Here is a 19,668-nt window from a genome sequence, read left to right on the forward strand (position 1 = left end):
AACCAGTTTCACATCAATAGCCACGAGTGTCACACAAACCGGAACGTGTTTCAAGCGGAGCGGTTCGCGGCGAAAGCACATTATTTGGAGTGCAGCGCGGCTTTCATGGCAGACACGCGCGCCGCGCTGGTTTGCCGCCGCGCGCCGGTGTCGAAGCCGAATGCCAGCACCGGCGGCGCGCTGGCCGCCACCGCCACCGAACAGGAGGCATGCACCTCGCGCACCGGCAGCTTGTCCAGCAGCCTGCCCACATTGTCCGCGCTGATGCCGGCGCCGGGCATGATCGTGATGCGGTCGCCGGCCGCATCGAAGCAGCGTTGCAAACCGGCCAGGCCCTCCAATGCGCGAGGCGCGCCGCCGGAGGTCAGAATGCGCGCGAAACCCAGGTCGATGGCCAGCCGGGTCGCCACCGCGAGGTCGGGACACAAATCGATGGCCCGGTGCAGCGTGCTTTCCAGCCCATGGTCGCGCGCGCGCCGCAGCAGCCGTTCCAGCGTCCGGTGATCCAGCTCGCCGTTGCGCAGCGAGGCGCCGAGCACCACGCCTTGCAGGCCGATGGCGGCCACCGCATCGATTTCGTTGAGCATCAGCTGGATCTCGACGTCGTCGAAACAAAAATCTCCGCCACGCGGGCGTATCATCGCCACCACCGGCAGCGGACTGGCCGCCGCCACGCGCAGCAGGCCGGAAGTGGGCGTCAGGCCGCCGACTTCCAAAGCCCCGCATAGCTCGATGCGGTCCGCGCCGCCCGCGATGGCGGCCGACAATCCCTCGACGTTGTCGACGCAGACTTCCAGCGTCACCGGGGCGGGGGCGGGATCAGTCACGGCGCTTCTCCGATTCCGCGAGCCCGAGCCAGGCGGCGCCGATCAGTCCCGGCTCGGCGCCGGACTGGCCTTGCACGATGATGGCGGCGGCGGTTTTACGCAGGATGCGCGCACGCACCGCGTGATCGAGCATGTCGATCAGCGCCGCGCTGTTGGCCAGGCCGCCGCCGACCGGCAGCACGGACGCGCCGATGGTGTTGACCAGCATCGCCAGCGGGCCGGCCAGGATGTCGACGAAACAGTCGATGGTGCGCGCGGCGGCGGCGTCGCCGTCCTCCCAGGCGCTGATGATTTGCCGGCTGTCGAGCGCCGTGCCGGGATGGAGCGAGGCATGCAGGCGTTCGATGCCGCGCGCGCCGCCGATGGCGTCCAGGCAGCCGGTCTGGCCGCAACCGCAGGCGAAGCGGGGGATCTCTTGCGGTGGCGTGCCGGCGAAGTGGGCGGCGACCGGGCCATGCCCCCATTCGCCGGCGAAGCCGCCAGGGCCGCCGATCAGCCGGCCGTCGATGACCAGACCTCCACCGACGCCCGTTCCTAATATCAGGCCGAAGACGTTGGCGTGGCCGCGACCCGCGCCGGCGTGGGCCTCGGCCAGCGCGAAACAGTCGGCGTCGTTGGCGATCCAGACCGGCAGATCCAGTTCGGCTGCCAAGTCGGCAGCCAGCGTGCGGCCGTCGATGCAGGGGATGTTGGCGCACTTGATGCGGCCATCGGAGGGGTCGACGACGCCGGCGATGGAGATCGCCACGCCGCGCGACGGACCGCCTGCGGCGATCCCTTCTTTCATGGCGGCGCAGAAGGCGGCAAAGTCATGCGCGGGCGTGGGAACCCGGCGCAGCTCGCCGATCTGGCCGTCGGCGGTGGCGCCTGCGGACTTGATGGCGCTGCCGCCGATGTCAAAGCATGTGATCATGGTTGATGTGATTGGTCTAATGTGCCTTCAGGATGCACGTTCTGTTGGCGTTTGACAATAGCCATTAAACCACCGACACAATGAAATGGATCACTACACCCACCAGTCCGCCGACCAGGGTGCCGTTGATGCGAATAAACTGCAAGTCGCGCCCGATGGATAGCTCGATCCGGTTGCTCATTTCCTCCTTGGTCCACGTGGCCAGTTGCGCCTCGATGAACAGGCCGACCTCGCCGCGATACTTTTTCACCAGTTGCGCGCTGCCGGCCTCGATGGCGCGATTCAGGCTCTCGCCCACGGCCGGATTGTCCGTCAGCAGCTTGCCGGCGTTCTCCACCAGCCGCCGGGCGCTGGCGGGAATGCTCGGCGTCTCGCTGCGCAGGTCGGCCAGCAGGCGCTCGCGCAGGGTGTCCCAGATGCCGTCGAACAGGTGCTGCACCGTGTCGCTGGTCAGCGCCTGCTGCTGATAGCGGCCGATCGCCTCTTGCCAGGCCGGATCGCCCTTGAGGCGCAGTGCGCTGTTGGCGATCCACGCGCCCAGCCGCTGGCGCAGCTCGTGCGAGCGGTCGAGCCGCATCTCGGCCACTTTTTCGGTGGACGAACGAATAATCCGGGGCATCGCCTTGCGCAGCGCATATTTCAGCACCGAGCTTTCCGTGTTCACGGCGCTTTGGACCATCGTCTCGATGGTCGGGTGGTTGGCCGGATCGGACAGGTAGACGACAAACTGGTCGAGTGCGGCGTCCACCAGCTGCTGCGGCTGGTCTTCGGCCACCAGCGCCTCGACACAGTCGCCAGCCAGTCCGGACAGGTCGATGCGGGCCAGTTCGCGCGTCGCGACGTCGCGCAGCATGCGGCGGATCTTGTCGTGGTCGGCCATTTGCAGCAGCTTTTCCAGCGCCGGCCCGACCCAGGCGCTCAGTTGCGCGGCGTTGGTCTGCATGTAGCGGCCGGCGCGGCCGGCGATATCCACCTGGCGGATGCGCTGGGCGATGCCTTCCTCGGTGATGAAATGGTTCTCGACAAAGTTGCCGAGGCTTTTGCCGATGCTGTCCTTGCTGTTGGGGATGATGGCGGTGTGCCACAGCGGAATGCCGAGCGGGTGGCGGAACAGCGCCGTGACGGCAAACCAGTCTGCGATCGCGCCCACCATGGCCGCTTCGGAGAACGCTTCAAGATAGCCCCACGCCGGATGACCACCGTGTTGCGAGCGCGCCAGCGCGAACAGCAAGGCGGCCAGCACCAGCAAACCCAGCGCGACGGCCTGCATCGTGCGCAGCCGGGCGCGTTTGATGGCGTCCTCGGTGTCGTCCAGTTGGCGGATGATGTCGATATCACGTTTCATGCGTTCGCTTCTGATAAAATACCGGCCAGTCGAAAATGAGCTAACCGGTTGGTACACTGGTAAGTGCCCGAGGGCATGCTCCCGCCGCCCATGCGCGCGGACCCACGGCGCTGATCTTAACTGTTTTCAACGGTTGGGGGATGCGTTATGGTTTTCGTGCGCCATCCGTCTCCCTTCCACACTCAGAAGGCTTCTGGCTGATGGTACATAACAACTCTACGATTTCCGGCGTGACGCTCGACAGGACGGAACTTGAACAGCACTTGTCGCAATCGGTGCGCCACTTCGACGGCTGCACCTTTGACGAGGCCGATTTGTCGCGGCTCGATCTGCAGGGTTGCGCCTTCGAACGCTGCACCTTCCTCGATACGATCCTGTTCGCTTGCAAGCTGGCGCGCACCACCTGGCAGCGTTGCCGCGCCGGCGGCGCCGATTTCGAATCGGCCGACGGCGTCGACGCGCGTTTCGAAGGCTGCGATCTCAACAACACCAAGTGGCGGCGCGCCAAGCTGGCGTCGGCATCGTATCGCGGCTGCAAGCTGACCGGCGCCTCGTTCGAGGAGGTGCAACATCTAGGCATACATTTCGAGGAGAGCCTGCTGGTCGGCGCCGACATGCGCGGCTTTTCGTTCCGCAAGGCGACGTTGAAGGAGCTGGATCTGTCCGACGCCTATCTGGCCGGCTGCGATTTTCGCGACGCCGTCTTTGAAGGCGGCAGTTTGCGCAACGCGGTGCTCAAGTTAGCCAAATTCCAGGGCGCCGATCTGCGCGGGACCGACATCGAAGGCGTGAAGCTGGCGGACGCGGCAATGTTCAAGGGCGCTGCGATCTCGCACGCCCAGGCGGCGAACTTCCTGCGGGAGCTGGGATTTATTGTCAGCTAAGCGCCGAGCCCGGTGGCGAATTGCACCGTGAAAGGCGGAGTTCGCAAAAAAACAACTGCTGGAAAACTTGACTTGTCATACCCCTTGCGATTGCGATATGCTTTCTTCAAGGAAATCTTTAGTCCTATCAAAGACCGCAAGAGCTTCCCCCAGCGCCCCAATACCCTCGGGGTGCGTCCCTAAGCCTTTAATAATCAGAGGCTTATCACGGCGGCGCCACTTTTCTCCCGGGCGCAGTACTGCAACACCGAAAATCGATTTATACGCGTTCGACAGCTAAGGCTGGTCATACGATATCGCACGACTATTCAAATAATCAAGCGCTTGATTATTTTAATGGCGCAGGTATCGGCCGACCCATGCTGCTAATCTACTTTTCATTCTGACATCTTTGTCAATGCGTTACGAATGAATATAAGCGACCTATTAAAGGTCCTATACCCGACCAATAAGGACACACCCATGGCACCGAAATATTCACTGATATGCGCCGCGTTAGCGGCAATTTGCTCGACCGGCGCGCTGGCCGCCGACGCCACCTTCGACAAGGCACCGACCACCGGCTGGGCCGGCACCAACGGTGGCACCACCGGCGGTGCGGCCGCGCCGGCGACCGCGATCTACAAGGTCAGCTCGGCCGCGCAACTGATGGCTGCGATCAGCGCGCAGGGCGACAATCCGAAAATCATCAAACTGTACGGCACCATCGATCCGACCGCTGCCGACAACGGCGGGCCGTTCAAAAGCGTGGCCGATCAAAAGGCGAGGCTGGAGATCAAGCTGGGAAGTAACACCACGCTGATCGGCGCGGGTGGCGACGCCAAGCTGGTCAATGCCAATCTGGTCATCAACGGCAAAAAGAACGTCATCATCCGCAACCTGAACATCAACCTGCCGTGCGATCTGTTCCCGGTGTGGGACCCGAATGATGGCACCGGCAACTGGAACTCGGAGTACGACGGCATCACCATCCTGGCGTCGACCAACGTCTGGGTCGACCACAACGTGTTCACCGACGCGCCCAAGACCGATGACAAGTCGCCCATCGAGAATGGCAAGATCAAGCAGTGCCACGACGGCGCGCTTGACGTCAAAAACGCCTCGGACTTTGTCAGCGTGTCGAACAACCGTTTCGAGCTGCACGAGAAGAACAACCTGATCGGTTCCAGCGATGACCGGACCGCCGACGATGGCCACCTGACGGTGACCTTCAATAACAACCACTATCTGAACGTCGGCGAGCGGGCGCCACGTGTGCGCTTCGGGAAGGTACACATCTATAACAACTACTTCGAGGGCTCGAAGACCCATCCGGTCTACCGGCATCAGTACAGCCTCGGTGTGGCGTACAAAGCCAAGATCATCTCGAGCAACAACGCGTTCGAGATCGCCGGCGCCAGCAGCTGCCCGGACATCGTCAAGAATCCCGGCTCGTCGAGCAAGCCGGGCGCCATCACCGATACCGGCTCGCTGGTCAATGGCAATCCGCTGAATCTGGCGGGCGGGTGCAGCCAGAGTAACGCGGTCGGCTGGACTGTGCCTTACACGGTATCGCCGCTGGCGGCTTCGGCGGTCAAGGCCTCGGTGCTGGGCAACGCGGGCACCGGCAAGCTGACGGTCGACTAACACCATTGAAGCTATCCACGCCCCGCCAGGACAGGGGGCGTTCCTTTTAGCCTGTCCCCCAGGCTACCACGGTGGCGCCAAGATTCCTCCCCGGGCGCGGTTCTGTTGCAGCAGTTCATCCAAGTGGCCTGTTTGAAGGCCCGTAACTAACCCGTTAGGAGACGAATCATGGCACCAAAATATTCCGTAATGTGCGCGGCGCTGGCTGCGCTGTTTTCCATCAGCGCGACTGCCGCCGATTGGCCGGGCGGCTTTTCCAAGTGCGCCGACGAAGGCGGTACTTGCAAGGCAGGCGCCAGCAACCGGCAAGTTTCGTTCGGACTGAAGGACAAGTGGGTCATCAAAACCTTGTCGGGCGACATCGCGTGCACCACGGCGACCTTCGGCGCGGATCCAAATGCTGGCGTCAATGAAAAGTGCGCGGTCGGTCCGCTGTCGTCGACGCCGACGCCGACTCCGACTCCAACGCCTACCCCGACGCCCACTCCGACCCCGACACCAACTCCGACGCCGACACCAACGCCAACGCCAACGCCGACACCGGGCGACGCCACGTACCAGTCGGCGCCTGCATCGGGCTGGGCCGGCACCAACGGCGGCACCACCGGCGGCGCGGCCGCGCCATCGACCGCGATCTACAAGGTCAGCTCCGCCTCGCAGCTGATGGCGGCGATCAAGGCCCAGGGCGACAATCCGAAGATCATCAAACTGTACGGCACCATCGACCCGACCGCGTCGGACAACGGCGGCCCGTACACCAGCAAGGACGACCAGGCCGCGCGTCTGCAGATCAAGCTCGGCAGCAACACGACCTTGATCGGCGTCGGCGGCGATGCCAAGCTGGTCAATGCCAATCTGGTGATCAACGGCAAAAAGAACGTCATCGTGCGCAACCTGAATATCAGTTTGCCATGCGATAAGTATCCGCTGTGGGACCCGGAAGACGGCGCCAACGGCAACTGGAACTCGGAGTATGACGGCATCACCATTCTGGCGTCGACCAATGTCTGGGTCGACCACAACGTCTTTACCGACGCGCCCAAGACGGACGACCAGGCGCCGATCGAGAACGGCATGCTCAAGCAGTGCCACGATGGCGCGCTGGACGTCAAAAACGCGTCGGACTATGTGACGGTGTCGAACAACCGCTTCGAACTGCACGCCAAGAACAACCTGGTTGGCTCATCCGATAGCCGGACCACGGACGATGGCCATTTGACCGTCACGTTCAACAACAACCACTACCTGAACATCAGCGACCGCGCGCCGCGTGTGCGTTTCGGGAAGGTTCACGTCTACAACAACTACTTCGAAGGCTCGCGCAGCCATCCGGTGTACAAGCACCAGTACAGCATCGGCGTGGCCTACCTGGCCAAGGTGATTTCCACCAACAACGCTTTTGAAATCGCCGGCGCCAGCAGTTGCCCGGACATCGTCAAGAATCCCGGCTCGTCGAGCAAGACCGGGGCGATTGTCGATACGGGATCGTTGTTGAACGGAAGCGCGTTGAATGTGGCTGGCGCGTGCAGCTTCAGCAACGCCGTCGGCTGGACCGTGCCTTATTCGTATTCGCCGCTGGGGGCTTCGGCGGTGAAGGCGTCGGTGCTGGGTAATGCGGGAACGGGGAAACTGACCGTGAACTAAGCGGAAAGTAGATGTAAAAAAATCCGGCGCGTCCAAGTGGGCGCGCCGGATTTTTTTGGTCAAACGCTAACGCGCTTAATTCATCGCCGAATGCTTGCGGGCGTAACCGAAGTAGATGACCAGGCCGATCGCCATCCAGATGATGAAGGCGACCCAGGTGTGCCAGCTCAGGTAAGTCATCAGCATGACGCAGAAGATCACCGCCAGCGCGGGAATCACCGGCACGCCGGGGCAGCGGAAGGCGCGCTTGAGGTCGGGACGCTTTTTGCGCAGGATCACCACCGCAATCGCCACCAGGCTGAACGCAGCCAGGGTGCCGATATTGATCAGCTCGGTAAGGATGTTCAGCGGAACAACGGCGGCGATCAGGCCAAACACGATACCCACCAGCCACGTCGCGAAGAACGGCGTATGGAAGCGTGGATGCACAGTGGACAGACGCTTCGGCAGCAAGCCGTCGCGCGACATGGCGTAGATCACGCGGGTCTGGCCGTACGCCATCACCAGTATCACCGTGGTCATGCCGAGGATGGCGCCGAGGTCGACGAAGCCGGCGACCCAGTTTTCACCGGCATATTTGAGCGCCAGCGAGACCGGATGATCGATGCCGAGGAATTGCTGGTAGGGCACGATGCCGGTCATTATCGCCGACACCACCACGTACAGGATCGTGCACGCCGCCAGCGAGCCGATGATGCCGATCGGCAGGTCGCGCTCGGGACGCTTGACTTCCTCGGCGGCCGACGTCACCGCGTCGAATCCGATGAAGGCAAAGAACACCAGCGCGGCCGCGCTCAGCATGCCGTTGTAGCCGTAAGGCATGAAGGGCTGCCAGTTGGCCGGCTGCACGTGGCGCGCGCCGACAACGATGAACAGCAACACCACGCCGACCTTGATGGCGACCATGACGTTGTTCAGGCGGGCCGATTCGCGCACGCCCCAGCTCAGCATGGCCGTCAGCACCAGCATGATGATCAGCGCCGGCAGGTTGATCCATGTGGTGACGCCGGGCAGCGCGCCGGGCGCGGCGGTGAGCACCGTCGGCAGGTGCAGGCCGAAGCCGGCGATCAGCGACTGGAAGTAGCCCGACCAGCCGACCGAGACGGCCGATGTCGCCAGCCCGTATTCGAGCAGCAAGTCCCAGCCGATCATCCAGGCGGCCAGTTCGCCCAGCGTGGCATAGGTGTAGGTGTAGATCGAGCCGGCGACCGGCACGGTGGAGGCGAACTCGGCATAACACAGCGCGGCGAAGCCGCAGGCGACGGCGGCGACGATGAACGACAGGGTCAGGGCGGGGCCGGCGGTGACGGCGCCGGTGCCGGTCAGCACGAAAATGCCGGTACCGACGATGGCGCCTATGCCCATCAATATCAGGTCGAAGGGACCAAGCACCTTGGCCAAGCCGCCGGGTTTGCGGGCGTTGGCGATCATCTCATCCAGATTCTTCGTTCTAAAAAGGCTCAAAATTGGGCTCCATTTATTTTTGTGTTTGTCTGTCTCTGTGGTGTGGGGGGCTACCCCTCGCGCCGGATCGCGGCGCCGCCAAATGATACAGGAACTTGCTATGAAATATTGCCTTGCTGTAGTGTAATAATGCATCTGATTGATGAGGCCGTGTCCGAATGACAGACTTGACCCCGGGGGTTATTTGTCTGTGAGCAGCGCGGAGGCGTACAGCAGGAAGCGGTCTTCCAGCCGCCCTAGGTCGAGGCCGGTGATCTCGCCGATGCGGCGCAGCCGGTAGTCCAACGTGTTGCGGTGTATGTGCAGCGCTCCGGCTGTCGCCGCCGGGTGGCCGTCGTGCGTGAACCAGGCTTCTAGCGTGCGCTGCAGCAGTTCCTTGCTTTTGTCCTGCGCCTTCAGGCGGGCGATCGGCAGCTTTAATTGCTCCGCCTGCCAGCCTGAGCCAAGGCCGGACAGTAGCACCGGCAGCGCCTGCTCGTAATAGCTGAAGCGGTTGCCCCGCGGCTGGCGCGCGCGGCCGATGCGCGCAGCGGCGCGCGCGCTTTGGTAGGAAATGGCGACGCCCTCGATGCCGGTCAGGGCGATGCCCATCGCCAAGGTATGGGCGTCGCCGCCTTCTTCCTTCAGCAGCGCCGACAGCGATCGCAGCCGCTTTTGCGCCCGCGCCTGGATGTCCGGGGCCGGCCCGGCCGCCTGGCTTTTGGCGGTGTCGTAAAAGTCGAGAATGACCATTTCGTGCGAGCTGGCCGCCGCTGTCAGCGCGGACGGTTGGCGCGTCATCATGCGCATTTGCAGACGCTGGATTTCGGTCAGCGCTTCGACCGTGCCGGCCGCCTTGTCGTCCACCTCGAGGACGAAGACCAGGTGGGGACGGTCGAAATCGACGCCCAGCCGCCGCGCCCACGCGTCCAGTCCCGCATGGTCTGTGTTGTCATCATTGATGAGTTTGAGGACAAATGCTTCCCGATAGCGGCTATCGCGCTGCAATTCGCCAGTTAGTTGCGCCTGTTCGAGGATCATTTCGGCCGTCAGGCGCACCAGCTCGCCAAATTGACGTACCTCGTCGGGTGCGCCGCTCAGGCCCACCGCGCCGCACAGCTGGCCATTCACCGTCAGCGGCAGGTTGATGCCGGGCTGCGCACCATGCATGTTGCGGGCGCCGGCTTCGTCGATTTCGACGCCGAGCTTCTTGGCCAACGCCAGCATGGCGCCCGTGTGCAGCTCTCCGATCCGCGCGGGATTGCCGCTGGCGATGATGCTGCCGCTGACATCCATGACGTTGACGTTGTACGGGATGATTTTCATCGTGCGGGTGACGATGTCTTGCGCCAGCTGGGTGCTTAGTATGCTCATGGTGTTTTTTATTGGGATATTTTTCCAACTATTCGGGTGATTCTACTCTTTTATTGGGGAAATATTTGTGCAAACGCCCTATAAATTGCCTTGCTACCCGCGATTAATCGTGCGTTTGGCCGATGTTTTTTTGCGTACGATTCCAGATAATCAGCTCCACTATAAAAATCTTAGGAGACCTGGAATGAGCAATCCGTCCATCGCCGCGCAATCGCCTGCGACATCCGTCCTCGAGGGGGCGTACAAGAAGGCGACGTGGCACCTGATACCGTTTATCTTCGTCTGCTACTTTTTTAACTACCTCGACCGCGTCAACGTCGGCTTTGCCAAGCTGGAGATGCTTGACGCGCTCAAGCTGAGCAATACGGTGTACGGCCTGGGCGCCGGCATCTTCTTCATCGGCTACGTGCTGAGCGGCGTGCCGAGCAACCTCATCCTTCATAAACTGGGCGCGCGGCGCTGGATCGCAGTGATGATGGTCGCGTGGGGCGCCTTGTCCGCCTGCATGCTGTTCGTGAGCACGCCGCTGTCGTTCTATGTGCTGCGCTTCTTTACCGGCGTTGCCGAGGCCGGCTTCTTCCCGGGCATGGTGTTGTACTTCACGCATTGGTTCCCTTCGCAGAAACGCGGCCAGGTGATGGCGCTGTTCATGTCGGCGATTCCGATCTCCGGCCTGATCGGCGGCCCGCTGTCGGGCTGGATGCTGGCGCACTTTTCGGCCGGGCAGGGCGGCATGATGGGATGGCAGTGGCTGTTCCTGCTGCAGGGCGTGCCGACCGTGCTGCTGGGCATTGCCGTCTATTTTTATCTCAACGACGGTATTTCGCAGGCCAAATGGCTCAACGCCGACGAAAAGCGCGCGATGGAGGATGCGCTGGCGGCCGATGAAAAACAGCGGCAGTCCACCAGCACGGTCGGCCAGTCGTTTGGCGACGTGGTACGCAACGGTAACGTGTGGATGCTGGGCGTGATCTACTTCTGTATCCAGATGGGGGTGTACGCGATCAATTTCTGGCTGCCATCGATTATCAAGTCGCTCGGCTATCAGAGCGCCGTCACGGTCGGCTGGTTGAGCGCGGTGCCGTATCTGTTTGCCGCCGTGTTCATGATCTGGGCCGGGCGCTCGGCAGACCGCCACGGCGAGCGCCGCTGGCACGTGACCGTGCCAATGCTGATGGGACTGGTAGGCCTGACCCTGGCCGCCAATTTCTCCAGCAATCCGGTGATCGTCATCGCCGGTCTGAGCATGGCGACCATGGGCGCGCTGGCGGCACTGTCGATGTTCTGGGCGTTGCCGGCGGCCTTCCTGGGCAGCGCGGCGGCCGCAGGCGGGCTTGCGCTGATCAATTCGCTTGGCCAGATCGCCGGTTTCGTCAGCCCTTTCCTGGTCGGTTGGATCAAGGATGCGACCCAGAGCACCGACGTGGCGCTGTATATTCTGTCGAGCGTGATGCTGCTGGGTGCGATACTGGTGCTGCGTGTGCCGGCCAGGCTGGTCAACCGATAATGGGAGTAGCGATGAAAATCGTCATAGCGCCTGATTCGTATAAAGAAAGCCTGTCGGCGATGGCCGTGGCCACCGAGATCGAGGCCGGCTTCCGCGAGATATTCCCCGATGCCGAGTATCTCAAGCTGCCGGTGGCCGACGGCGGCGAGGGCACCGTGCAGGCGATGATCGACGCCAGCGGCGGGCGCCTGGTCGAACTGCGCGTGCGCGGTCCGCTTGGCGAGCCGGTATCGGCGTTCTACGGCATGATGGGTGACGGCGAGACGGCGGTGATCGAGATGGCCGCCGCCAGCGGGCTGGAACTGGTGCCGGTAGCGCTGCGCGATCCGATGCGCACCACCAGTTACGGCACCGGTGAACTGATACGCGATGCGCTCGATGCCGGCGCCCGGCGCTTCGTGCTGGGCGTGGGCGGCAGCGCGACCAACGACGGCGGCGCCGGCATGCTGCAAGCGCTGGGCGGGCGCCTGCTGGACAGCGCCGGCAACGATCTGGCGCCGGGCGGCGGCGCGCTGGCGACGCTCGACAGGATCGACCTGTCGGGACTCGACGCCCGTATCGCCGATTGCGTGTTCGATGTCGCCTGCGATGTCAGTAATCCGCTGGTGGGACCGCAGGGCGCCTCGCACATCTTCGGGCCGCAAAAAGGCGCGACGCCGGACATGATCGAACTGCTGGACGCCGGCTTGCGCCACTACGCCGACATCATCGCCCGCGATCTGCAACGGCCGGTGGCCGACGTGCCGGGCGCCGGCGCGGGCGGCGGCATCGGCGCGGCCATGCTGGTGTTTCTGGGCGGCCGTCTGCGTCCAGGCAGCGAGATCGTGACCGCCGCCGTGGGCCTCGACGCCGCCGTGGCGGACGCCGATCTGGTCATCACCGGCGAAGGCCGCATCGACAGCCAGACCATCCACGGCAAAACGCCGGTGGGCGTGGCGCGGGTGGCGCGGCGCCACGGCAAACCGGTGATCGCGATCGCCGGCTGCCTGGCGCCGGGCGCGGCGGCGGTGCACGAGCACGGGATAGACGCCGTGTTCGGCGCCGTCAGCCGTCCTTGCACGGTCGAGCAGGCGCTGGCGGACGCGGCGCGCAATGTGCGCGTGTCGGCGCGCAACATCGCCGCCGTGTTGCGCTTGGGTAGCACGCTGGTGTTGTGATAAAGTTTCTTCCTGTGTAAGACACCGGTCAGGAAGGACCTTTTATGGCGCAGGACCGTGGGAACCCGAGTTACGTGGCCACGTTGCCAACCATCAGATCGCAGATATATAGTCTGGTTTGGGCCTGCGCATTACCGGCCATCATCGGGTTTGCGCTACTGACCGATAATTTCTACGAACGGGAGCGCACCCAGATTCGCCAGGACACGCTGATCACCGCGCGCGCGTTGATCCAGGCGGTGGACCGCGATCTGAACACCGGCAGCACCGTGGCGCTGGCGCTGGCGAACTCGCCCAGCCTCGATAGCGGCGACATCGCCGGCTTCTACAAGCAGGCCGCCAAGGTGCTGCGTCCCGAATTCCCCGGCTTTAATTTCGTCCTGAGCGACCGCAATTCGGTACAGCTGATGAACACCGTGCGGCCTTATGGCCCGCTGTTGCCCGATCCGGGCAGCGCGGCGCGTATCGAGAAGGTGTTCGAAACAGGCAAACCGGTGATTTCCGACCTGTTCATCGGCGGCGCGTTGAAACGGCCGCTGGTGGCGGTGCACGTGCCGGTGATCCGCGATGACCAAGTCATTTACGTCATCTCCACCGCGTATGTGCCTGAGCGCCTGGGCAAGGTGCTCAACGAACAGCGCTTGCCGCCGGACCGCGTGATCGCCATTCTCGATTCGCGCGGCGTGATTGTCGCGCGCACCCACGAAGCGGCCAGGTTTGTCGGCCACAAAGCGTCGCCGTCGCTGCTGGCCAAGCTGCCGTTGAAGCTGGAGGACGCGATCGAAGCCATCACCCTCGAGGGCATTCCCGTGTATTCGATGTTCAGCCGCTCGGTGACCAGCAATTGGGCCGTCGTCATCGGCGTGCCGCGTAGCGTGGTGCTGTCGGAGATGCTGGAGTCGATCAAGTGGATCGGTCTTTTCCTGCTTCTGCTGGTGGCCGCCGGCTTCGGCGTGGCGTGGTACTTCGCGCGCAGTATCTCCAATTCCGTCAGCGCTTTGTCGTCGGCCGTGGTCAGGCTCGCAGGCAATGGTGGCACTGCCACCACGATTGCGCCGCCACAGCGTTTGAGCTTTCGCGAGGCCGACGACGCCATCGTGACATTGCGTACGGTCGAAGCGGAACTGCTGCGCTATCGCCATCACCTGGAAAACCTGATCGAACAACGCACGCTGCAACTGCAATCGGCGGTCAGGCAGGCGCAGACCGCCAACGCGGCCAAGGACGTTTTTGTCGCCAATATGAGCCATGAGCTGCGCACGCCGATGAACGCGGTGCTGGGCATGGCCCACTTGTTGGGCACCACCGGGCTGTCGCCCGAGCAGGCGCGCTATCTGGACATGATACGGGCGTCCGGCCAGTCGCTGCTGGGCATCCTCAACGACATTCTCGACTACTCGAAGATGCAGGCCGGGAAGGTGCAAATGCATCCGGTGCGCTTCAAGCTGGACGAAGTGCTGCACGCGCTGGCGACCATCATGAGCGTCAGCGCTGGCGACAAGGATCTGGAATTGTGTATCGGCGTCGAGCCGGACGTGCCGCGCGTGCTGGTGGGCGACGCCTTGCGCTTGCAGCAGGTGCTGGTCAACCTTGCCGGCAACGCGATCAAGTTCACCGAACGCGGGGAAGTGTCGGTGCTGGTCGAACTGGTGACACGCCTGCCGCTCACTTTGGGCTTTACCGTGCGCGACACCGGCATCGGCATGAGCGAGGACCAGCTGGCGCGCTTGTTCTCGCCGTTTACGCAGGGCGATCTGTCGACCACGCGGCGCTTTGGCGGCACCGGACTGGGTCTGACCATTTCCAAGGGACTGGTGGAGCTGCTGGGCGGCGACATCGAGGTCCGCAGCATCCCCGGCGCCGGCAGCGAGTTTCGCTTCACGTTGCCGATGATGGAGGCCGATGCGTCGGCGGACGATCCGGCGCCCGCGGCGCGGGCGACGGCTGCCGGCTTGCGCCTGCTGGTGGTGGACGACAATCACACCAGCCGTTCTTTCATCTGCAAGACCATCGAGGCGTGGAACTGGCGGTGCGACAGCGTGGCCTCCGGGCCGGAAGCGCTTGCCCGCCTGGGCGGCGGGACCGTCTACGACGTGGTGCTGGTCGATTGGCATATGCCCGGCATGGACGGCGTCGAGACGATCAAGGCGATCCAGTCGCAGATGGCCGATGCCAGCGTTCCGGTGGTTTGCATGGTCAACGCCTATGGACGCGGCAAATTGATGGAGGATCTGGCGGACGCGCCCACTTCAGCCTATCTGATGAAACCGGTGACGTCTTCCAGTCTGTTCGACGCGGTGCAGACGGCGCTGGCGCAGCGCGAATCAGGTGTGGCCGGCGTCGCCGAGGCGCCGTCCTTGCCGCAGCTGAACGGTATTCGCGTGCTGCTGGTCGAGGACAATCCGATCAATCAGAACGTCGCCAAGGGTATCCTCGAACAGGCCGGGGCGGTGGTGGCGGTGGCCGAAAACGGCGCTGTCGCGGTGGCGCTGCTGCGCGCGGAGCGCTATGACCTGGTGCTGATGGACGTGCAGATGCCTGTGATGGACGGCTTTACCGCCACCCGCCTGATACGCCAGGAACTGCGCCTTCAACTGCCGGTGATCGCCATGACGGCGGGGGTGATGGCGTCCGAGCGCGAACAGTGCATCGCCGCCGGCATGGATGACTTCATCGCCAAGCCGATCGATGTGGAGCAAATGTTCGCGACGATCCAGCGTCGGCTGATTTCCGAATAAGCTAGAGCGGAATTGTTCGTTTTATTACGCAAGCCGCCCGTTTATATTGGCGGCCATGAGTACCGTTTCCTACGCTTCCGCCGCGCGCGACACTTTCCTGGGCAGTGAATTCCGCCGCAGCTACGGCTGGCTGACCGCCAGCATGCAGCGGCTGGTCGGCTCGCGCAACGATGCCGAGGACCTGGCCGCATCGGCATTCACGGAGTTGGCGGGACTCGATGACGTGAGCCATATTCGCCAGCCACGCGCGCTGTTGACGACCATCGCCCGGCGCCTGACCTATGAGTTCTGGCGCCGGCGCGACCTGGAACGGGATTATCTGGCGGAGCTGGCGCTGGTCCCCGAGCAGTTCGATGCCTCGCCCGAGGAGATATGCGTGGCGGTCGATGAGCTGCTGCGCATCGACGCCGCGCTCGAACGCGTGAGTGCCAAGGCGCGCGAAGCCTTTATTCTCAGCCAGTTCGAGGAGCTTGGGTATGCCGAGATCGCGCAGCGCCTCGGTGTTTCCGTGAGCATGGTTCGCAAATATGTCGCGCAGGCCTTGATGGCTTGCTGCGAGTGCGCGTGATGGCGTCGGCGGCGTCGCCGCAACGACAGGCGGTCATGTGGGAGGTGCGCCTGCGAGAGGGCGGCGCCGAGGACGGCGAGCTGCGCGCATTCGAGCGCTGGCTAGGCGCCACTGCGGACAATGCGCGGGCCTGGGACGCATTGCAGGAACGGCTGGCGCACATGGGCGGCGGCGGAACGCGCGCGTCCGCGGCAATGGCGCATGCGCTGCGGGCGCCATCGGTGGAGCGGCGGCAGGCATTGCGCGCCGCTTTCGGATTGCTGGTGCTGGGCGTCGGCGGCTGGGGCCTGCGCGAAGCTACGCATGGACTTGGGCTGGACGCCGACTGGCGCAGCGCCGTCGGTGAACGCGGCGCCGGCGTGCTGGCCGACGGCACGGCGTTGGCCTACGATGCGGACAGCCGCATCTACCTGGCCGGCAAAGTCGGCACGCCTGTGCTGGATCTGCGGCAGGGGCAACTGCTACTCAAGGCCGCGCCGCGATCGTCCGGCATCCATACCGTCAGCACCGCGCACGGCGCCGTTGTCGCCAGCGGCGCGGTATTCCATGTCGGCCGCCTGCGCGAGCGCAGCGTGGTGTCGGTGGGCGCGGGCAGCGTGCTGCTGCGAGCTGCGGGACGCGCCGCCGTGCCCATCGAGGCCGGCCAAACCGTCTATTTCGACCGCCACGGTGTACAGGCCAGCGAATTGTCGTTCGCCGCCGCCAGCGCCTGGACGCGCGGCGTGTTTGTCGCCGACCGCCTTCCGCTGACGGAGCTGATGGAGGTCTTTGGCCGCTATCGCGCCGGACTGCTGCGCGCCACCGGAAAAGCGGCGACGCGGCAAATCAGCGGCGTATTCCGGCTCGACGATATCGATGGTGCGCTGGCGCAGGTGGCCGCCGCGCTGCCCGTCAAGGTCACGCGTTACGGCCGCTACGTCGCGGTTCTGAGCTGATCGCCGGGTTTCGATAAAAATATTTTGCAACCTGCTGACGCTTTTGGATTCTCGCCGCACATGTGTTGTGAAGCGCCTCGGTTGAGGTGCGTAACCACTCTCGTGAGGCACGTCTTGAAGAAACCACACCACATGCTGGCCATCCTGGCCGCCACCCAATTGCTCGCGTTGCCGGCCGCGTTGGCGCAGGACGCCACGCGTCAGCCATATCAACTGGCCGGCGCGCCGCTCGATAAAACGCTGCTGCGCATCGCCGCCGAAAGCGGCGTGGCGCTGGCCTACGATCCTAAGCTGCTGGAGGCGGCGCGCTCGGCGCCCGTCAGCGGCAATTTCAGCGCCACCGAGGCGATCACGCGGGCGCTGGAAGGCACTGGCTTCGAGCTGGCCACCAGCGGCCGCACGCTGACGATCCGCCGGGCGCCGGCACCTGTGGCGCCTGTGCGCCAGGCCACGCCGGTCCAGGCCCCAATCGTGCAGACATCGCTGCGCCAGCCCGCTGCAGCCGTCGCCGCGGCGCCGACGCCGACGACCGAGGTGCTGGCGCGGGTCACGGTCAAAGGCGCCCGCCGCAATGGCGCCGACCAGGAGACCGACAACATCCAGCGCGCGCCGACATCGTCGTATCGCGTCACCGGCGAGGAGGCCGAGCGGCAGAACTTGACGACGCTCGAGGATTTGCAGCAGCTGATACCGGGCCTGGTCATACAAAGCACCGATCCGTCGGACACGCAGATCACCATCCGTGGCGTTGGCGACGGCGGCGGCCAGGCCAGCGGCGACTCCAATATCGGCATGCCGAGCAGCGTGGCGATTTACGTCGACAACGTGTACCTTGCGCGCGCCGGCATGCTGGGAAATGGCCTGGGCGACATCGCCTATGCCGAGGTGCTGAGCGGCGCGCAGGGCGCGGCCTTCGGCGCCAACGCCACCGGCGGCGTACTGAATATCCATACGCAGGAGCCCTCGTACACGCCGGAGGCGTCGACCTCGGTGTCGGTCGGGCAGAATGGCTATGCGCGCGGCCGGGCGATGGTATCCGGACCGTTGTCCGACAATTGGGCGGGGCGCCTGAATCTGGTCTACAGCAATAACGATGGCGCGGTTACCAACGTCCGCAACGGCCATCATCTGAACGGCTCGTCCAGCACGGGAGCGCGCGGACAGCTGCTGTACAAGCAGGGCGACGCATTTCGGCTGCGTTTGAGCGCGGACTATAGCAACACCAACAGCAAACCGACGCCGGTGCTGCTGGTCACCAATGTGTTCAGCGGTACGGACGGCTACGTGGCGAAGTCCAAGACCATCGGCAATCACATCGTGTTCGGCCCGCAGGTCGATCTGGACGATGAAAACCGGGTCCACGTAGTGCAGGGTGGCGCGTCGGCCGTCGCGGATTGGCAACTCGATAGCGGCTACAAGGTGCGGTCCGTAACGTCCGTCCGCTACTTCCGTACCGATCCCACCACGGCCGACGGCTTTAGCGTCAACATCTACAACAACACCGGCACCCAGGTGCGCGATCACACGTGGTCGCAGGAGCTGCGGCTTGAATCGCCGGTCGGCGAGGATTACGACTATGCCGTCGGCCTGAACTATCTGGGCCAGAACCTGGATACGGAGGCGCATACGCGCTATGCGGCCGGCACGCTGGCCGGGGTGTACTACGCTTCGGCGTCCTACAACAACCTTGACGTGATACGGTTTGGGACACTGCGCGACCACATGCTGTCGCCGTACGCGCAGGGCACCTGGCATATCGCGCCGCGCTGGGATTTGAACGGGGGCCTGCGCTTTAACTATGAAGAAAAGAGCGGCCAGTTCGTGCGTTTGAACCGTGTCGCCTTCAATTCGGGCAATCTGAAGGAATACCATCAGCTGCCATCGGCGACCTTGGTGCTGAAGTACCAGATTGCGCCTGAATGGAGCAGCTATCTGGCCGGCTCGTACGGCGAGAAGTCCGGTGGCCTCAACGTCTCGGCCGGCGCGGCGCGGCAGGCCGGCAACGATTCGCTTTACATCAAACCCGAGAAGACCAGGACCGCCGAATTGGGTGTGAAAGGTTCGCTGTGGGATGACAAAGTGACGGTGAAGGCCGATGTATTCCTGACCGAGATCAGCGACTTCCAGACGCAGGGCTACAATCCTGACGACCAGCAGACCTACCTGATGAACGCAGGCAGCTTCCGCTCGCGCGGCGCCGAAACCAGCATCCGTGCGGCGCTCACGCGCAACCTGGACGTCGATTTTGCCGCCGTCTACAACGACGCGACCTATACCGATTACGACAATGCGCGTTGCGCGCCGGAGGTGACGTTGTCGCCCAAGCCGCCGCCATCGTGCAACCTGACCGGCCAGCGCGTGTTCAACGCGCCGAAGGTGACGTGGAACGCCAGCGCGCGCTATAGCTGGCGCACTGAAAATGGCCTGAACAACTTCGTCGGCGCACGCTATTCCTATCGCGGCTGGATGTACGGAACAGTGGACAATTCTTCGCTCACGCGCGTGAGTAGTTACGGCCTGGCCTCGTTTTCGGCAGGCACCGGTGGTAAGCTCCAACGCGGCGACTGGAGCGCCTCGCTCTGGGTCAACAACGCCTTCAACAAGACCTATTACCGCCGCCTCTCCAGCGGCGACTATGGAACGGTCTGGGGCTGGCTGGGCGAGTCGCGCACCATCGGTGCGACCCTGGGCTACAAATACTAAGTAC

14 protein-coding genes are annotated in these 19,668 nt (G+C 63.8%); 9 read left to right on the forward strand and 5 right to left on the reverse strand.

Going from position 1 to position 19,668, the window contains the following annotated elements:
* Positions 1-80 precede the first annotated feature (80 nt).
* The 3 genes from ACZ0BA_RS07395 to ACZ0BA_RS07405 all read right to left on the reverse strand — a co-directional run bounded on the left by ACZ0BA_RS07395 (position 81) and on the right by ACZ0BA_RS07405 (position 3,085).
* Positions 81-827: a copper homeostasis protein CutC gene (locus ACZ0BA_RS07395; protein ID WP_463450676.1), complete on the reverse strand. Its 747-nt coding sequence runs from the start codon at positions 825-827 to the stop codon at positions 81-83.
* The gene (locus ACZ0BA_RS07400; protein ID WP_463450677.1) at positions 820-1,740 is read right to left on the reverse strand and encodes an ROK family protein; all 921 of its coding nucleotides are present in this window, start codon (positions 1,738-1,740) and stop codon (positions 820-822) included. Before ACZ0BA_RS07400 ends, ACZ0BA_RS07395 begins: the two co-directional genes overlap by 8 nt.
* Before the next feature lie 64 nt (positions 1,741-1,804).
* Positions 1,805-3,085: a DUF445 domain-containing protein gene (locus tag ACZ0BA_RS07405; RefSeq protein WP_463450678.1), complete on the reverse strand. Its 1,281-nt coding sequence runs from the start codon at positions 3,083-3,085 to the stop codon at positions 1,805-1,807.
* A gap of 200 nt (positions 3,086-3,285) precedes the next feature.
* On the opposite strand from ACZ0BA_RS07405, the gene ACZ0BA_RS07410 reads away from it, so the two are divergent.
* The 3 genes from ACZ0BA_RS07410 to ACZ0BA_RS07420 all read left to right on the forward strand — a co-directional run bounded on the left by ACZ0BA_RS07410 (position 3,286) and on the right by ACZ0BA_RS07420 (position 7,239).
* Entirely contained in the window at positions 3,286-3,969 is a 684-nt protein-coding gene (locus ACZ0BA_RS07410; protein ID WP_463450679.1) for a pentapeptide repeat-containing protein, read from the forward strand.
* A gap of 462 nt (positions 3,970-4,431) precedes the next feature.
* Complete coding sequence (locus tag ACZ0BA_RS07415) at positions 4,432-5,595, forward strand: pectate lyase family protein (RefSeq protein ID WP_463450680.1); 1,164 nt, start codon at positions 4,432-4,434, stop codon at positions 5,593-5,595.
* A gap of 168 nt (positions 5,596-5,763) precedes the next feature.
* Positions 5,764-7,239: a pectate lyase family protein gene (locus tag ACZ0BA_RS07420; RefSeq protein ID WP_463450681.1), complete on the forward strand. Its 1,476-nt coding sequence runs from the start codon at positions 5,764-5,766 to the stop codon at positions 7,237-7,239.
* Positions 7,240-7,314: 75 nt separating this feature from the next.
* Here the strand turns inward: ACZ0BA_RS07420 and ACZ0BA_RS07425 are convergent, their stop codons facing one another.
* Positions 7,315-8,703 carry an amino acid permease gene (locus tag ACZ0BA_RS07425; RefSeq protein ID WP_463450682.1) on the reverse strand — a complete coding sequence of 463 codons (1,389 nt, stop codon included), beginning with the start codon at positions 8,701-8,703 and terminating at the stop codon, positions 7,315-7,317.
* Positions 8,704-8,883: 180 nt separating this feature from the next.
* Entirely contained in the window at positions 8,884-10,056 is a 1,173-nt protein-coding gene (locus ACZ0BA_RS07430) for a sugar diacid recognition domain-containing protein (protein ID WP_463450683.1), read from the reverse strand.
* Between the two features lie 184 nt (positions 10,057-10,240).
* Between ACZ0BA_RS07430 and ACZ0BA_RS07435 the strand changes: the two genes are divergently transcribed.
* From ACZ0BA_RS07435 to ACZ0BA_RS07460, 6 genes are all read left to right on the forward strand, one after another.
* Entirely contained in the window at positions 10,241-11,563 is a 1,323-nt protein-coding gene (locus ACZ0BA_RS07435) for an MFS transporter (protein WP_463450684.1), read from the forward strand.
* Positions 11,564-11,574: 11 nt separating this feature from the next.
* Complete coding sequence (locus ACZ0BA_RS07440; protein ID WP_463450685.1) at positions 11,575-12,720, forward strand: glycerate kinase; 1,146 nt, start codon at positions 11,575-11,577, stop codon at positions 12,718-12,720.
* Between the two features lie 44 nt (positions 12,721-12,764).
* On the forward strand, positions 12,765-15,458 hold the full coding sequence (locus ACZ0BA_RS07445) for a response regulator (RefSeq protein WP_463450686.1): 2,694 nt from the start codon (positions 12,765-12,767) through the stop codon (positions 15,456-15,458).
* Positions 15,459-15,513: 55 nt separating this feature from the next.
* A complete protein-coding gene (locus tag ACZ0BA_RS07450; protein ID WP_463450687.1) occupies positions 15,514-16,026 on the forward strand; it encodes a sigma-70 family RNA polymerase sigma factor in 513 nt (170 codons plus the stop codon).
* Positions 16,017-16,961, forward strand: a complete 945-nt coding sequence (locus ACZ0BA_RS07455) for a DUF4880 domain-containing protein (RefSeq protein WP_463454719.1) — start codon at positions 16,017-16,019, stop codon at positions 16,959-16,961. Before ACZ0BA_RS07450 ends, ACZ0BA_RS07455 begins: the two co-directional genes overlap by 10 nt.
* A gap of 114 nt (positions 16,962-17,075) precedes the next feature.
* Positions 17,076-19,664, forward strand: a complete 2,589-nt coding sequence (locus tag ACZ0BA_RS07460; RefSeq protein ID WP_463450688.1) for a TonB-dependent receptor — start codon at positions 17,076-17,078, stop codon at positions 19,662-19,664.
* Positions 19,665-19,668: the final 4 nt, after the last annotated feature.

This window comes from Duganella sp. AC917 (assembly GCF_979258245.1).

Excerpts from the sequence above, each read along its gene's own strand:
- ACZ0BA_RS07400 (WP_463450677.1), bottom strand. The coding sequence starts at position 1,740 with ATGATCACATGCTTTGACATCGGCGGCAGCGCCATCAAGTCCGCAGGC.
- ACZ0BA_RS07405 (WP_463450678.1), bottom strand. The coding sequence starts at position 3,085 with ATGAAACGTGATATCGACATCATCCGCCAACTGGACGACACCGAGGAC.
- ACZ0BA_RS07410 (WP_463450679.1), top strand. The coding sequence starts at position 3,286 with ATGGTACATAACAACTCTACGATTTCCGGCGTGACGCTCGACAGGACG.
- ACZ0BA_RS07415 (WP_463450680.1), top strand. The coding sequence starts at position 4,432 with ATGGCACCGAAATATTCACTGATATGCGCCGCGTTAGCGGCAATTTGC.
- ACZ0BA_RS07420 (WP_463450681.1), top strand. The coding sequence starts at position 5,764 with ATGGCACCAAAATATTCCGTAATGTGCGCGGCGCTGGCTGCGCTGTTT.
- ACZ0BA_RS07430 (WP_463450683.1), bottom strand. The coding sequence starts at position 10,056 with ATGAGCATACTAAGCACCCAGCTGGCGCAAGACATCGTCACCCGCACG.
- ACZ0BA_RS07435 (WP_463450684.1), top strand. The coding sequence starts at position 10,241 with ATGAGCAATCCGTCCATCGCCGCGCAATCGCCTGCGACATCCGTCCTC.
- ACZ0BA_RS07440 (WP_463450685.1), top strand. The coding sequence starts at position 11,575 with ATGAAAATCGTCATAGCGCCTGATTCGTATAAAGAAAGCCTGTCGGCG.
- ACZ0BA_RS07445 (WP_463450686.1), top strand. The coding sequence starts at position 12,765 with ATGGCGCAGGACCGTGGGAACCCGAGTTACGTGGCCACGTTGCCAACC.
- ACZ0BA_RS07450 (WP_463450687.1), top strand. The coding sequence starts at position 15,514 with ATGAGTACCGTTTCCTACGCTTCCGCCGCGCGCGACACTTTCCTGGGC.